This is a genomic window from Duganella sp. sic0402, assembly GCF_019219065.1.
Taxonomy (GTDB): Bacteria; Pseudomonadota; Gammaproteobacteria; order Burkholderiales; family Burkholderiaceae_D; genus Rugamonas.
The window spans coordinates 80,496-96,171 of record NZ_JAHUWK010000007.1 but is presented as its reverse complement, the minus strand read 5'-3'; the positions used below and the strand labels follow the sequence as shown (position 1 = coordinate 96,171).

Annotated in this window: 9 protein-coding genes; 6 read left to right on the top strand and 3 right to left on the bottom strand. The window is 65.3% G+C overall.

Annotated elements, in window-relative coordinates; translation table 11 throughout:
• Positions 1-107: 107 nt before the first annotated feature.
• The 6 genes from KW842_RS17565 (at position 108) to cphA (ending at position 11,024) form a co-directional block, all read left to right on the top strand.
• On the top strand, positions 108-3,896 hold the full coding sequence (locus KW842_RS17565; protein WP_229223764.1) for an NAD(P)-binding protein: 3,789 nt from the start codon (positions 108-110) through the stop codon (positions 3,894-3,896).
• 9 nt (positions 3,897-3,905) lie between these two features.
• Positions 3,906-4,976, top strand: a complete 1,071-nt coding sequence (galE, locus tag KW842_RS17560; protein ID WP_218305405.1) for a UDP-glucose 4-epimerase GalE — start codon at positions 3,906-3,908, stop codon at positions 4,974-4,976.
• Positions 4,977-5,121: 145 nt separating this feature from the next.
• Complete coding sequence (locus KW842_RS17555; protein ID WP_218305404.1) at positions 5,122-6,024, top strand: manganese catalase family protein; 903 nt, start codon at positions 5,122-5,124, stop codon at positions 6,022-6,024.
• Positions 6,025-6,132: 108 nt separating this feature from the next.
• Positions 6,133-7,536: an iron-containing redox enzyme family protein gene (locus KW842_RS17550; RefSeq protein ID WP_218305403.1), complete on the top strand. Its 1,404-nt coding sequence runs from the start codon at positions 6,133-6,135 to the stop codon at positions 7,534-7,536.
• Between the two features lie 25 nt (positions 7,537-7,561).
• Positions 7,562-8,386: a cyanophycinase gene (locus KW842_RS17545; RefSeq protein ID WP_218305402.1), complete on the top strand. Its 825-nt coding sequence runs from the start codon at positions 7,562-7,564 to the stop codon at positions 8,384-8,386.
• Positions 8,373-11,024 carry a cyanophycin synthetase gene (gene cphA / locus KW842_RS17540; protein WP_218305401.1) on the top strand — a complete coding sequence of 884 codons (2,652 nt, stop codon included), beginning with the start codon at positions 8,373-8,375 and terminating at the stop codon, positions 11,022-11,024. Before KW842_RS17545 ends, cphA begins: the two co-directional genes overlap by 14 nt.
• A 13-nt stretch (positions 11,025-11,037) precedes the next feature.
• Here cphA and KW842_RS17535 read toward each other — a convergent pair whose 3' ends face one another.
• The 3 genes from KW842_RS17535 to KW842_RS17525 form a co-directional block, all read right to left on the bottom strand.
• Positions 11,038-13,098, bottom strand: a complete 2,061-nt coding sequence (locus KW842_RS17535) for a Mur ligase family protein (protein ID WP_229223779.1) — start codon at positions 13,096-13,098, stop codon at positions 11,038-11,040.
• Between the two features lie 2 nt (positions 13,099-13,100).
• On the bottom strand, positions 13,101-14,063 hold the full coding sequence (locus KW842_RS17530) for a class I SAM-dependent methyltransferase (protein ID WP_373925202.1): 963 nt from the start codon (positions 14,061-14,063) through the stop codon (positions 13,101-13,103).
• A gap of 70 nt (positions 14,064-14,133) precedes the next feature.
• On the bottom strand, positions 14,134-15,648 hold the full coding sequence (locus tag KW842_RS17525; RefSeq protein ID WP_218305399.1) for a PAS domain-containing sensor histidine kinase: 1,515 nt from the start codon (positions 15,646-15,648) through the stop codon (positions 14,134-14,136).
• Positions 15,649-15,676: the final 28 nt, after the last annotated feature.

Here is a 15,676-nt window from a genome sequence, read left to right as displayed (position 1 = left end):
AACCCGTCTAGCATGGATTTACATTTCTTCGTGGTACTAGCGCTGCGCGCCGGCTGTACCATCATATTGTTGAGCTGATTGGGCGCGCTTACTTCCGCAGGATATCCATGCCCCCGTCCGCTCCACGCGTTGCCCCCGCGCCGCCGTTCGCCAGCTTCTGGCAGGCCGGCTACGAAGGCGCCGATCACCTCAACCACGCCGGCCGTCCACTCGACATGAACAGCGTCACCGGCCATCTCGAACAAGCCCGCGCAGACTATGTACTGCTGCATGAGTTCGGCATCCGCACGGTGCGCGAATCGGCCGGCTGGCGGCTGTGCGAACGCAACGGCAGTTTCGATTTCAGCATCCTCGACGGCCGCCTGCGCGCGGCGCAGGAACTCGGCTTGCAAATCTGCTGGACCTTCTGCCACTACGGCTGGCCGGACGATGTGGATGTCTACGGCGAAGAATTTGTACCGCGCTTCGTGCGCTATTGCACCGAGCTGGCGAAATATTTAAAACCGTGGGCCGGCGACACGCCGGTGTACTCGCCGATCAACGAAATCTCGTTCCAGAGCTGGGGCCTGTCGGTGCATATGTTCCATTGCAAGAATATGCACGACCCGCGCGCGGCCGAGGAAGGCAAGCGCCAGCTGGTGCGCGCCACCATCGCCGGCTGCGACGCCATCTGGCAGGTCACGCCGGGCGCGCGCATCCTGCAATGCGATCCGCTGATCCATGTGATCGCACCGCCAGGCCGGCCGGACTGGGCCGCACAAGCGGCCGGCTGGACTGCCTCGCAATTCGACGCCTGGGACATGCTGTGCGGCCGGCGCGAGCCGGGACTGGGGGGCGCCGAGCGCTACCTCGACATCATCGGCGGCAACTACTACCACAGCAACCAGTGGGAAAGCGGCAGCAACCTGCGGCTGTGGTGGCACCTCGACGATCCGCGCCGCCTGCCGCTGCACCAGACGCTGCTGGAGCTGCACCAGCGTTATCAACGCCCGCTGCTGCTGGCGGAAACCAGCCACGTCGGCAGCGGCCGTGGCGTCTGGATGCGACAGATGGCCGAGCAAACCGCACTGGCCATCGAGCAAGGCGCCGATGTGCGCGGCATCTGCCTGTATCCGGTGATCGACCGGCCAGACTGGGAGCATGCCGACCATTGGCACAAAAGCGGGCTGTGGGATGTCGACCTGCACAGCACGCCACCTCTGGCGCGGCGGCCAGTGCCGGTATATGCCGCCGCGCTACACCAGGCAATTCGCCTGACCAAGCAACTATGTCAACCAACAAGGGAGAGCGCTATGCAAACCATGATCGTCTTTTGTCACCTGCGGTGGGATTTTGTTTATCAACGTCCACAACACCTGCTATCGCGCCTGGCCCAATATTATCGCGTACTGGTGGTCGAAGAACCGGTGTACGACGCCGGCCCGGCCCACTGGGAAACCTTCAATCCCGCGCCCAATCTGTCGGTGTACCGGCCGCACACGCCGGTGCAGTCCAGCGGTTTCCACGACGACCAGATCCCGCTGCTGCAAGGACTGCTGAGCGAGCTGCCCGGCATCGACAAGCAGCCGCTGGTGTGGTTCTACACGCCGATGGCGCTGCCGCTGCTGCCGCCGGATGCTGCCCTGGTCGTCTACGATTGCATGGATGAGCTGTCTGCATTCCAGAACGCCCCCAAGCAGCTGCTGCAACGCGAGGCGGTGCTGCTGAAGGTCGCCGACCTGGTCTTTACCGGCGGTCCCAGCCTGTACGAAGCCAAGCGCCAGCGCCACGCCAGCGCCCACTGCTTCGCCAGCAGCGTCGACTCGGTACACTTCCACCAGGCACTGGACCGCAGCAACAGCCATCCGCTGCACAATGACATTCCCCATCCGCGCCTGGGCTACTACGGCGTGATTGACGAGCGCTTCGACGCGGCGCTGATCGCCGCCATGGCCGACGCGCATCCGGAGTGGCAGCTGGTGCTGGTCGGGCCGGTGGTCAAGATCGATCCGGCAACGCTGCCGCAGCGGCAGAACATCCACTACCTCGGCCAGCAGTCCTACCAGGTGCTGCCGCAGTTCCTGGCCGGCTGGGATGTCTGCCTGCTGCCGTTCGCGCTGAATGAATCGACGCGCTACATCAGCCCGACCAAGGTGCTGGAATACATGGCGGCCGAGCTGCCGTCAGTCAGCACCGCCATCACCGATGTGGAAAAACCTTATGGTGACATCGTCGCCATCGGCCATGACCACGCCGAATTCATCGCCCATTGCGAGGCGGCGCTGGCATTGGACGAGCCGCAGCGCGCAGCACTGGCAGAGCGCATGCGCGCGGTGGTCGAACGCACCTCGTGGGAAAGCACCGCCGACAGCATGCGCGCATTGATGCAGCGGACACCGCCGGGCGGCAGCGCCGCCGCCGGCCTGACGCCGCCACCGGCGCCGGAAGCCAGCGTCCCGGCGCCAGACGCCGCCAACGTCAACGCCATGCGCGGGCGCGGCGCCACCAACTGCATCATTGTCGGCGGTGGGCCGACCGGCTTGTCGGCTGCCTACCACCTGGGCGCCGACACCGTGCTGCTGGAGCGTAACGCCAGCGTCGGCGGCTGGTGCCGCTCGGTCCGCGACAACGGCTTCACCTTCGACTACGCCGGCCATATCATGTTCTCCAACGATCCGTATGTACTCAAGCTGTACGACATCCTGCTGGGCGATAACCAGCACTGGCAGATGCGCGAAGCCTGGGTTTACAGCAAGCAGGTGTACACCCGCTACCCCTTCCAGGGCGCGCTGTATGGCCTGCCCCCGCAGGTGATCAAGGAGTGCATCGTCGGCGCGATCGAATCGCGCTACGGCCTTAGCGAAGCGGCGTGCCAGCCTGGCGTGGTGGAAGACTGCTGCGCCGACGGCACCGCCGATGTGGCCAACAGCGATGCCGGCGCAGCCGCAGCCCGCACGGAGAACTTCGAAGACTTCATCTACCGCGTCTGGGGCAAAGGCATTGCCAGGCACTTCGCCATCCCCTACAACAAAAAAATCTGGACCGTGCCGCTGAAGGACATGGAAACCTCGTGGCTGGGCGGACGCGTGCCGCTGCCGGACCTGGAACAGATCATCGAAGGTGCACTGGAACCGGTGGCCAAGCCCATGGGCCCCAACGCCCGCTTCGGCTATCCGCTGCGCGGCGGTTTCCAGGCGCTGATGAACGGCTTCCTGCCGCACATCCGCGGCAAAGTCGAGCTGAACGCCAATGTGGTAAAGGTGCTGCCACAGGAGCATACGGTGGTGCTGGCCGACGGCCGCCGCCTGCCCTATGCGCAGCTGATCAGCACCATGCCGCTGCCGGAGCTGGTCAAGCTGTGCGGCCAGGCCGCGCCGGAGGCAGTGCGCAGCGCGGCCGAAGGGCTGAACCATGTGTCGATCCGCTGCGTCAACATCGGCGTCAACCGCAGCAATATCACGGAAAAGCACTGGATCTACTACCCGGAAGACAGCATCTTCCACCGCATTTTCGTACAGGGCAACGCCAGCGCCGAATGCAATGCGCCGGGCGGTTTCGGCTTCACCTGCGAGATCTCCTACTCGCCATGGAAACCGCTGCCAGTCGATGGCGATGCACTGATCCAGCGCTGCATAGACGACTGCATCCGGGTCGGCTTCATCAACGCCGATGACACCGTGGTCGCCGCCAACCAGGTCGATATGCCGTATGCCTACGTGGTGTACGACCATGCGCGCGCGCACAACGTCGCCACCGTGCGCGCGTGGATGGAGCAGCACGACATCATCCTGTCCGGCCGCTACAGCGAATGGGAATACTACAACTCGGATCACGCCTTCCTGGCCGGTAAAAAAGCCGCCGAGCGCGTGCGCTCAGCGAACGGCGCCGCCACCCGCAGCGCCGAATCCAGAACCTGAGGAGGACTTATGCAAACACCCATCCTTGTGGTCGGCGGCGCCGGCTACGTCGGCTCGCACATGGTCAAGCGCTTGCGCCGTAATGGCTATATGCCGGTGGTGCTGGACAATCTGTCGCAGGGCCGGCGCGAGGCGGTCGGCGATGCGCCGCTGATCGTCGCCGACCTGCACGACCCAGGCGCGCTGGAGGTGCTGTTCCAGGCCTATCCGATCCGCGCCGTGATGCACTTCGCCAGCTTCATCCAGGTTGGCGAATCGGTGCAGCAGCCGGCGCGCTACTACGAAAACAATGTCAGCAATACGCTGGTCTTGCTGGAGACGATGGTGCGCCACGGCGTCGACCAGTTCATCTTCTCGTCCACCGCCGCCATCTTCGGCGACCCGCAGTATGTGCCGATCGACGAGCGCCACCCGACGCTGCCGATCAACCCTTACGGCAAGTCCAAGCTGATGGTGGAAGAGATGCTGGACGATTTCGCCCGGGCCTACGATTTGCGCAGCATCTGCCTGCGCTACTTCAACGCCGCCGGCGCCGATCCCGACAACGAACTGGGCGAATGCCACGAGCCGGAAACGCATCTGATTCCGCTGGTGCTGCAGGCCGCTTCGGGGCGGCGCGCCGCCATCACCATCTACGGCGAAGACTATCCGACACCGGACGGCACCTGCCTGCGCGACTACATCCATGTGCAGGATTTGTGCGATGCGCACCTGCTGGCCTTGCAGGCGCTGTCGCAAGGCGCGCCCAGCGCCCGCTACAACCTCGGCAATGGCAACGGCTATTCGATCCGCGAGGTGATCGCCGCCGCCGAACGGGTGACGGGCAGGCGGATACCCATCGCCAGCGGCCCACGCCGCGACGGCGATCCGGCCCGGCTGGTGGCCGACGCCACGCGCGCACGGCAGGAGCTGGGCTGGCAGCCGAAGTTTGGCGACCTGGATACCATCATCGCGCATGCGTGGGCGTGGGAGCAGCGGCTGCATCCTGCGCCTGCGCCGCTGCGCGCCGTGCCCGCGCCGACGCCGGTCAATCAGGAACGCCGCCAGCAGGACCGGCGCGTGGCGCACCGGGCCGCCTGATTACTGTCGAGACCACAGGTTAAGCTCGTCGATAGAGATGGTAGTCACATGCCGGTCTTGTCCGACACGCCGCAACGCCAAGCGCTGATACGCAGCGTGTCGGGCAGCGCCTACGATGGGTTTCTAACCAACCAAGGAGAAAACCATGTTCGCGCACAACAAACGTCTGCAATACACCGTCCGCGTCAGCGAGACCAATCCCGGCCTGGCCAACCTGATGCTGGAACAGTTTGGCGGACCACAAGGCGAGCTGGCGGCCGCGTGCCGCTACTTCACCCAGGCGCTGGCGGAGGATGATCCCGGCCGCAAGGATATGCTGTTCGATATCGCGACCGAGGAGCTCAGCCATCTGGAAGTCATCGGCAACATCGTCGTCATGCTCAACAAGGGCGCCAAGGGCCGGCTGGCCGAAGGCGTGGATGAGGAAGGCGAACTGTATCGCTCAATCACCGGCGCCGGCAACGACAGCCATCTGACGCAAGTGCTGTACGGCGGCGGCGCGCCGCTGGTCAACTCGGCCGGCGTACCATGGACCGCCGCCTACATCGACACCATCGGCGAACCCACCGCCGACCTGCGCTCCAACATCGCCGCCGAGGCGCGCGCCAAGATCGTCTATGAGCGGCTGATCAATCTGACCGAAGATCCGGGCGTCAAGGAAGCGCTGGGCTTTTTGATGACGCGCGAGATCGCCCACCAGAAGTCGTTTGAAAAAGCACTGTACGCCATCCAGCCCAACTTCCCGCCGGGGAAAATGCCGGGCAGTCCCGAATTCACCAGCGTCTATTTCGACATGTCGCAAGGCGGGCAGGAAGTGCGCGGTTCGTGGAACGACGGACCGAAATGGGACACCGTCAGCGACCCCGCGCAGCAGCAGGCGGTCGATGGCGGCGACGGCTCGGCGTCGGTGATCCTGGACAGCGAAGAAGAAGCGCTGCTGAGCCAGATGGCCGCGCGCACCGTGTCCGACCCAGAAGCTGATCCGCTGACCGGCGCCGAACTGGGCGAATCCATCAAGGTTGTCAAGGGCGCGATGGCTGAAAATTGACATTGCTGTCAGCGTACTCTTACACAAACACAAGAGACGCACCGATGTGGGGCAAGGCCGAGGCAATCGATAATTCTCCAACGCCCACAATTCACATTCGAGCCCCTCATGTTACAACTAGCGTATGCCGTCCCCGCCCCTGCCGCCCTGACCAGCGCGGCAGCGGTTTATCGCTCACTCAACGACGGTCCGCCGGACGCCGATGGCCTGGCCAACTCGCGCGCCTTTATGGTGCAGCGGCTACAGGCCGCTCAGCAGTTGCATGACGAACTGCCGTCCCAGCTAAGCCAGCTGGGACCGTGGATGGCCAGCCGCGCCTTCACCGTCGGCATGGAATACCAGGCCTACCTGCAAAGCCGCCGCGAAGGCGCGCCGCGCCGCTTTTTCAGCAACCAGTCGCATGCGCTGTACTTCCTCAAGCACGCCGCGCCGACCAAGCTGGTGGACGGCGCCTGGCTGTACGGCCTGCTGGCGCGCTGGGACGATCCCGACTTCCGCCCGCTGATCCAGACCTATCTGGAAGAACTGGGCGACGGCGTGCCGGAAAAGAACCATGTGCTGCTCTACAAGAAGCTGCTGGCCGCGCATGAATGCGACAACTGGCACGAGCTGCCGGACACCTATTTTGAGCAAGGCGCCATTCAGCTGGCGCTGGCCTATGACGCGGACCGCTTCCTGCCGGAGATCATCGGCTACAACCTGGGCTATGAGCAGCTGCCCTTGCACCTGCTGATCACCGCCTACGAACTCAACGAGCTGGGTATCGATCCATATTACTTCACGCTGCATATCACCGTGGACAACGGCAGCACCGGCCATGCGCAGAAGGCGGTACAGGCGCTGACCCAGCTGCTGCCGCGCTTTGGCGACAGCGCCAGCGTTTGGCAGCGGGTACGCGACGGCTATCGCCTGAACGACCTGGGCGCCTGCACCACCTCGATCATCTCCGGCTTCGACCTGGAGACGGAACTGGTGGACATCATGGCCGCCAAGGCCCACACCGGCGCCAATATGCACTCGGACTACTGCCGCCTGGCTGGCCGCAGCATCAACGAATGGCTGAGCGATCCGCAGCAAATCCCGCAGATGCTGGCCGCGCTGGAAACGGCCGGCTGGATACAGCGCGGCCAGCCGCCGGAAAACAGCCGCTTCTGGCGCCTGATCCAGAGCGAACGTGCCGAAATGTTCGGCGTCTTCAGCGCCTATGAGCAGCAGGTGCTGCGCGACTGGATCGTCACGCCGAAACGCGTGCCCAGCTTCCGCGCCCGCCAGCGTTCGCTCGATACGCTGGGCCTGCACCAAACGCCGCGCCAGGGCGCGCCGCGCGGCATCGTCCGCCATCATGCCCAGGACAACAGCACCAGTCCGCTGCGCCAGCTGGAACAGCAGGTCGCCACGCTGGGCAGCAAGCAGGCCGCCGTGCAGCTGCTGCAGACGCTGATGACACCGGCCCAGCATCATCGTCCGCTGGGCCTGATGGCCACGAGGATGTATCGTCAACTCATCAATTGAAGCTATGAACCTCAACGGAAGCTTAATGATCATCGGCGGCAAGGAAGACCGCACGGACAACAAGGAAATATTGCACAAGTTTGCCGCACTGGCGGGCGGCCTGGAACAGCCCATCATGATCGTCACGGCCGCCAGCACGGTGCCAGGGGACCTGTGGGATATGTACCGCCAGGCCTTCGATGAAATGGGTGCCACGCAGGTGACGCATGCCAGCATCACCAGCCGCGCCGAAGCGGAAGACGACATGCTGGCGCACCGCTTGGCGCAGGCGCGCGGCATTTTCATGACCGGCGGCGACCAGAAACGGCTGATGGCCTTCATCGGCGGCACCAAGGTAGAACGCGCCATGCGCAGCGCCTGGTATGACAACGGCGCCTGCATCGCCGGCACCAGCGCCGGCGCATCGGGCATGTGCACCCATATGCTGGCTGAAGGCAAGGCCGAGCTGGCGCCGGAAAAAGGCGCGGTGCACCTGAGCGCGGGTCTCGGCTTCGTCAGCCGCGTCATCATCGACCAGCATTTCTCGCAGCGCCACCGTATCCATCGCCTGCTGAGCGCCATCGCGCAAAGCCCCTTCCTGCTGGGCGCGGGTATCGACGAGGACACCGCCTTGATCGTCAAGGGCCAGGGCATTTCGGTGATCGGCAGCGGCGGCGTGACCGTGCTCGACTGCCGTCACGCCATCACCAATATCGCCGACGTATCGCGCGGCGACGTGCCGCAAATGCTGGACGTGCGCCTGCATCTGCTGCCGTCCGGCGCCAGTTTTGCCAGCCCGGCCGACGCCGGCCCGCTGGCTGATTTCATCCAATATTTAACCGACAGGACTTTAGAGCATGATCATCGTTAAACAGCACGTCTTACGTGGCCCGAATCTGTATTCCAGCCAGCCTTGCCTGCTGAGCATCATCGACTTGCAGGCGCTGCGCGACCACACCACCACCAGCATCGCCGGCTTCACCGAGCGCCTGCTGTCGCTGCTGCCGTCGCTGTATGATCACCGCTGCTCGGTCGGCCAGTACGGCGGCTTCGTGCAGGCGCTGAACAACGGCGCCAATCTGGCGCATGTGGTCGAACACGTCACCATCGCGCTGCAATGCCTGGCCGGGACGCCGACCTACACCGGCCGCACCCATGAAATCAACGGTGCGCCCGGCCAGTATCGCGTGGTCTGCTCCTACGAATCGGAGCACGTCGCCATCGACGCCTGCGACCTGGCGATGTCGCTGGTGCGCGGCCTGGCCAGCGGCGCCGACGACGTGGCGCGGCAACTGGATGAAGGCGTCGCGGCGCTGCGCGACACCGCCGAACGCCACGCCATCGGCACCAGCACCGGCGCCATCCTGCGCGCGGCGGCGCGCCAGGGGATTCCTTACCAGCGCCTGACCGAAGAAGCGAATATGTTCGCGCTGGGCTGGGGCGCGCAGCAGAAACGGCTGCAAGCGACGATCACCGGCGACACCGGCCATATCGCGGTCGGCATTGCCTGCGACAAGCAATTGACCAAGGCCTTGTTGCAGGAGGCTGGCGTGCCGGTGCCGGAAGGCGTCAGCGTGCGCACCCTGGAGCAGGCGCAGCGCGCGGCGTTGGAGCTGGGTGGCCTGGTGACCGTCAAGCCGCTGGACGGCAACCATGGGCGTGGCGTGACCACCCGCTGCGGCAAGCCGGATGAGGTCAAGCTGGCCTTTGAGCGCGCGCGCGAGCATGGCCGCACCATCATTGTCGAACGTTATATTCCCGGCGACGACTACCGCATCCTGGTGGCCGGCGAACGTGTGGTCGCGGCCGCGCTGCGCCGCCCCGCCGCTGTGGTGGGCGATGGCACATCCAGCGTGCGCCAGTTGGTCGAGCAGGAAAACCGCAATCCCGCGCGCGGCGAAGGCCACACCAACATCCTGACCCGCATCCCGCTGGACGGTCACGCTGAAACCACGCTGGCCGCGCAGGGAATGGACTTCGACAGCGTGCCGGCAGAGGGCCGCCGCGTGCTCATGCGCGGCAACGCCAACCTGTCCAGCGGCGGCACAGCGGAAGACGTGACCGGCCGCCTGCCACCGGAAACGCTGGCCATGTGCGTGCGCGCCGTGCGCAAGATCGGCCTGGACGTGGCTGGCATCGACCTGGTGTGCGACGATATCTCGGTGCCGCTGGACGGCCGCAATGGCGCTGTCATCGAAATCAATGCCGCTCCTGGCATCCGCATGCATGAATACCCGAGCGCCGGCGTGCCGCGCGACGCCGGCGCCGCCATCATCGAATCGATGTTCGGCCAGCAGGACGGCCGCATCCCGGTCATCGCCGTCACCGGCACCAATGGCAAAACCACCACCACGCTGATGATCGAGCATGTGCTGCGCCAGGCCGGCATCGGCACCGGCTGCACCACCAGCGAGGGCGTGTTCATCAACGGCCGCGAAGTCAAGAAAGGCGATTGCAGCGGCTACTGGTCGGCGCGCACCGTGCTGTCGGCGCCGGAAGTGGAATTCGCGGTGCTGGAAACGGCACGCGGCGGCATCCTCAAGCGCGGCCTGGCGTTCGACCGCTGCGACGTGTCGGTGCTGCTGAATGTCAGCGAAGACCACCTGGGGCTGGACGGTGTGGAAACGCTGGACGACCTGGCCTCGGTCAAAGCCGTGGTGGCGCAAGCCGCATCCCGCGCGGTGGTGCTGAACGCCGAAGATCCGCGCTGCTGCGCCATCGGCGCCACGCTGGACGAGAAAGTGGAACGCATCTACTTCAGCTGCGAGCCGAATCATCCGGCGCTGTTGCAGCATGTACGCGACGGCGGCCGCGCCACCTGGCTGGAAAATGGCGCGCTGATGGCCTGTGGCGCGGACGGCTTTCCGCAACGCCTGCTGGACGCCAGCGAGATGCCGTCCACGCTGGGCGGCTGCGCACGCCACAATATCGCCAACGGCCTGGCCGCCACCGCCGCGCTGATGGCCTGCGACCTGGGACTGCATGCGATTGCCGCCGGATTGTGCAGCTTTGTCTCCGACGCCCGCCACAACCCGATGCGCGCCAATCTGTACGATGTCAACGGCGTGCGGGTCATTGTCGACTTTGCGCACAACCCGGCAGCCTTCGAGGCGCTTGCCGCCACTGCACGCGCCATGACGTCCGGCCGTACCATTGCTGTAGTGACCTCGCCGGGCGACCGCCGCGAACGCGACTTCCAGCAGATCGGCCAGATTTGCGGCAGCGGCTTCGACACGGTGGTGTTTTATGAATGGGATAGCGAACATCGCGGCCGCGCGCCAGGCGAACGCGCCGCCATGATGCAGGCGTCGGCGCAAGCGGCGCGCATCAATGTGGGCAGCGCCTTGCTGGAAACCGACCCGGCCGAGGCGCTGCGTCTGGGTCTGTTGCAATGCCGTCCCGGCGATGTACTGGTATATGCCTGCGGCTCGTCGGTATCGGAACTGGTGGATGCGCTGCGTCCGGTGGACCCGGTCAGCGCAGCGCGCATCGGGGCCACGCTGGTATAAGGCTGTGTAGCCCTCAGGCGGCGGGAGCCGCCTGCTGCGCTAGCCGCTCAGCGGCTGGTGCGTCAATCGCGCGGATCGCTTCGATCAGCGTCGCCACCCCGGTGCCACAGGCGAATACCAGTACATCGCCTGGCTGGCACGCACGATATCCCGCTTGCACTGCTTCCGCATCCGTCGCGTAAACATGCACCGCCGCGCCGCCAGCCTTGCGGGCGCCGGCCGCAATTATTTCGGCCGCCTCGCCATGCTTGCGATCGCGGCTCTGCGATTCATACACGAACAACTCGTCGAAGTGGGCCGCGCAGGTAGCGCCGGTGCGGCTCAGGTCTTCGTCGCGGCGGTCACCGGGCGAGGTGATCACCGCCAGCACGCGTCCCGGCGCCTGTCCGGTCGCCTTGCTTTGCCCCTGTCCTTGCGCCAGTCCGCGCGCCAGCGTGGCCAGGGATGAATACGCGGCCGGGTTATGCGCATAATCCAGCAGCACACGTATTGTCCCCAGCTCGAACACATTGGAGCGCAAGGGATTGGTGACCGCATCCGATTCAAAGCTGGACAAGCCGGCACTGATCTGCGCCACGCTGAAACCGCTGGCCATCAGCGCCGCTGCCGCCGCCATGCTGTTGGCGATGTTGTAGCGCGCCAGCCCGCCCCAGGTGGCGGGAATATGTGTGGCCGGCATCACGCGCTGGCGCAGCTGGCGCTGGCTCAGCATCAGCACATCGTTCTCCAGCCACACCGCGTCCCCGCCCTGCTCCAGATGCCGTTGCAGCACCGGATTGTCCGGCTTCATCGAGAAATACACCACCCGCGTATCCGCCGGAAGGCGCGCCCGCGCGGCAACGCAGTGCGCATCGTCGGCGTTCAGCACTGCGACTTCGGCGGCGTTAACCACCAATGATTTCACGCGGGCCAGTTGCTCCACCGTGTCCACGCCGTCCAGGCCCAGATGATCGTCCGAGACGTTCAGCATTACGCCGACGCTGCAACGGTCATACGCCAGCCCGCGCTTCAGCAGGCCGCCACGCGCCGTTTCCAGCACCGCAAACTCCGTCTCGGGCGACGCCAGTACGCTGCGGTGCGACCAGTAGCCGGTGCAATCGCCTTCCGCGTAGACCACGCCGTCGAGCGCAATGCCCTGTGTGCTGGCGCAGCCGGTGCGGAAACCCGCCAGCTGCACCGCATGCGCGATCATCAGCGTGGTAGTGGTCTTGCCATTGGTGCCGGTGATGCCGATAACTGGAATGCGCGCCCGCTGCTTATCCATGCGCAGTTCGCGCAGCAGCATGCGCTGGTCGTGGCTCGGCGGCACGGCACCCAGCACCGCATCGACGCGGGGGACGCGTCTTCCCGGCAGCAGATCGACTTGCGCATGCGCCAGGCCCAGCGTGGCGGCGGCGCGTTCGGCGACCTGCGCCGCCTGCGCGTCGGCATGCTGGGCCGTTCCGGCGAGTACCTGCACGCGCAGGCGCTCACCCGGCTGGCGCTGTGGATTGCGGAAGTCTTCGTTCGGCACCGGCAGCTGCGCTTCGATCAGCAGCGAGCGCATCATCTGCCGGTCGTGCAGCAAGGTATTGGTCAGCAAACGATTGTCGTCGCCAGCGCCGTCGGCGTAGCGCCACTGGCGATGGCCCCAGCCCAGGCGTATCAGGCCGCCATGCTCGCTGATGCGCTGCACCGGCACGCCCATCGCAGCCGCTTCGCGCGCCACCGCCTGCGCCGTGGACGACAGCTGCATGGATGACGCCAGCGCGCGCAGTTGTTCAACTGCCGTGGCTATATCCGGCGCCTCGTCGCGCTCGGTGGCGGAGATCAGTTCGACCGCCGCCGCCAGCGCCGCCTGTCCGACATGCTCCATCGCGTACTCCACCACCACCCGCCATTGCGTGGGCTGTCCTACCACCGGTTCGGCATGCATGAAGCTCACCGGCTCGTCACAGGCCTGTTGCAGAAAGCGCGTGGTGTAAGCGGCCTGCTGGCCCGCTTCCGGCAGAGAGGATTCAAGCACTGCCATAATGCAGGACGATGGGCTATACAGATTGGCGCCGCGTAGCAGGCGCTGTTGCAGGATGCGCATGCTCACGCTTCCCTGCTGGCAACCAGCCAGACGGCGGCGATGCGGTCAATGCCGGCATAGGCTGGCGTCTCCAGTTCTTCGCCGAAGACATCCGGATCGATCTCTTCATAGCTCCACAGCAGGCCCGCCTCATCCAGCAGCGCGGTCGCCTGGCGCAAGAACGGATCATCGCCATCGCTGATGGCCACACCGGTGTACAGCCACAGCGAGCCGCCGCTGGCCAGCCGGTTGATCGCCGCCTGCACGATTTGCAGCGACAGGCCTGCCCCCAGCTCGCCGCCGCCGTGGCGGTAAGCTCTCTCGCTTGGGTCCAGCAGATACGGCGGGTTGGCGACGATCAGGTCGAACACGCCGTCCAGCTGATTCAGCAGGCAGCTGTGCCGCGTGCTTGCATTCTCCACGCCGGCCAGCCGGATATTGACCTCGGCCAGCGCCAGCGCCCGTTCATTGATATCCACCGCCAGCACTTCCGACTGCGGAAAGCGCCGCGCCAGCGTGATCGCCGCCACGCCGCTGCCGCAGCCGATATCGACGATGCGCCGCAGCGGATCGCGTACCGGCGCCATCGTCTGCTCCATGGCGCGTACAAAGCGGCAGGTATCCGGGCCAAAGAACACCGAGTCTTCCTGCATGGTGGGATAGGCCGAGTGGAACAGCCATTCGCCGGCCAGCGTGGACATGCGCACCGTACTACGGAGTAGACCGTCATATTCTTCCACCACACCAGCCGCGCGCATGCAGGCCAGTAGTTCGGCATCGATGGCCTCGGCGGTGAAGGGCCGGCTCCAGCCAAAAATGTCGCGCAGGCTGGCCGCATCCGGCTGTGCCGGGCGGTCCAGGACGCGGGCCTGCGTCGCCGGTGTCACCGTGGTGAATCGGTATTTGCGCGCGCGCAGCGCGGCGCCCAGCGCCAGCATGGCCTGCTGTTGCGCCAGTGTCAAAATTACAGTCTCATTTGTGGTCACAAGCGCTCCTTGAAACGCGTATAGTGACTTAGCTCTGACCGGCGCTGGGTGCGCCAGCGCACACTAGCGGCTACAAGGCTTTCAAGGTGCGTATCAAGTCGCTCAGGCGATAGGGTTTGGCGATCAATTCAAAGCTGGCGATGTCCGGCATATCGTCGCGCAGCGCGGTTTGCACATAGCCGGAAGCCAGCACCACTTTCAGGTTGGGGAATTCGGCGCGCGCGGCCTTGGCCAGCTCGACCCCGCCCATGCCAGGCATGACCACGTCGCTGAACAGGATGGCGATGTCGGGATCGCCGCGCAGCGTCTCCAGCGCCTGCGCACCATTGTCGGCCGCCAGCACCTCGTAGCCCAGATGGCTGAACAGGCTGATGGCGGTTTCCAGCACTTCCGGCTGATCGTCGACCAGCAGCACCTTCTGCGCGCTGGCAGCGGGCACGCTGTCGCTGGCCACCGCCGGGAAGTACAGCGACACCGAGGTGCCCTCGCCGACGCCCGAGGTCAGCGTCAGCGCGCCCTGGCATTGCTGCATCAGGCCATATACCTGGCTCAGCCCCAGGCCGGTACCCTTGCCCACTTCCTTGGTGGTGAAGAAGGGTTCAATCGCGCGCGCCATGGTTTGCGGCGACATGCCCATGCCGCTGTCCTTGACCACCGCGCGCACATAGCGGCCGGCGGGCAGGCGCTCCACCTCGCCATTCGCCAGCACCACGGACGACAGTTCCAGCAGCACATCGCCATGGCCGTTCATCGCATCGCGGGCATTCACAACAAGATTCAGCAGCGCCGATTCAAACTGCGTGGGATCGATCATCGCCTGCGGCAGCTCGCTTTCCACTTGCAAGTTCAGGCGCATATCATCCGGCAGCGCGCGCCGCAGCACGGCTTCAAACGAGCGCACCACCCGGCCGGCGTCATGCGGTTCCTGCCGCAAGGGCTGCTGGCGCGCGAAGGCCAGCAGCTGCTGCGTCAGCGAGGCGCCGCGTTGCGCTGCGCGCGACATGGTATCGATGGTTTTGCTGGTCATGGCCGGATCGCGCGACATGCGCATCAGCTCCAGGCCATTCATGATCACATTCAGCAGATTGTTGAAGTCGTGGGCGATGCCGCCGGTCAGCTTGCCGATGGCTTCCAGCTTCTGCGACTGGAACAGCTGCTCGCGCGCGCGCTCCAGCTGCTCGGCGGCAACGCGGCGTTCGGTGATGTCGCGGGTAATCTTGGCAAAGCCCAGCAGCTCGCCTTCGGGATTGACGATCGGGTCAATCACCACGCTGGCCCAGAAGCGGCTGCCATCCTTGCGCACGCGCCAGCCTTCGTCCTCAAACTTGCCGGTGGTGCGCGCCACTTCCAGCGCATGCGCCGGACGGTCCACCGCGCGGTCTTCGTCGGTGTAGAACATCGAAAAATGCTGGCCGATGATCTCGTCCGGATGATAACCCTTGAAGCGCTGCGCGCCGGCGTTCCAGGTGACCACCACACCCTGCGGCGACAGCATGTAGATGGCGTAGTCGGTCACGCCCATGATGAACTGGCGGAACCGCTCTGCTTCGATGGCGTCTACATTGGACTGGGCACTCTGCTGCATAGTGATCCTTTTCTTCGCTCTTGCGCAT

Coding starts and splice junctions, on each gene's coding strand:
- KW842_RS17555 (WP_218305404.1), top strand. CDS start 5,122: ATGTTCGCGCACAACAAACGTCTGCAATACACCGTCCGCGTCAGCGAG.
- KW842_RS17535 (WP_229223779.1), bottom strand. CDS start 13,098: ATGCGCATCCTGCAACAGCGCCTGCTACGCGGCGCCAATCTGTATAGC.
- KW842_RS17565 (WP_229223764.1), top strand. CDS start 108: ATGCCCCCGTCCGCTCCACGCGTTGCCCCCGCGCCGCCGTTCGCCAGC.
- KW842_RS17550 (WP_218305403.1), top strand. CDS start 6,133: ATGTTACAACTAGCGTATGCCGTCCCCGCCCCTGCCGCCCTGACCAGC.
- KW842_RS17545 (WP_218305402.1), top strand. CDS start 7,562: ATGATCATCGGCGGCAAGGAAGACCGCACGGACAACAAGGAAATATTG.
- cphA (WP_218305401.1), top strand. CDS start 8,373: ATGATCATCGTTAAACAGCACGTCTTACGTGGCCCGAATCTGTATTCC.
- KW842_RS17525 (WP_218305399.1), bottom strand. CDS start 15,648: ATGCAGCAGAGTGCCCAGTCCAATGTAGACGCCATCGAAGCAGAGCGG.
- galE (WP_218305405.1), top strand. CDS start 3,906: ATGCAAACACCCATCCTTGTGGTCGGCGGCGCCGGCTACGTCGGCTCG.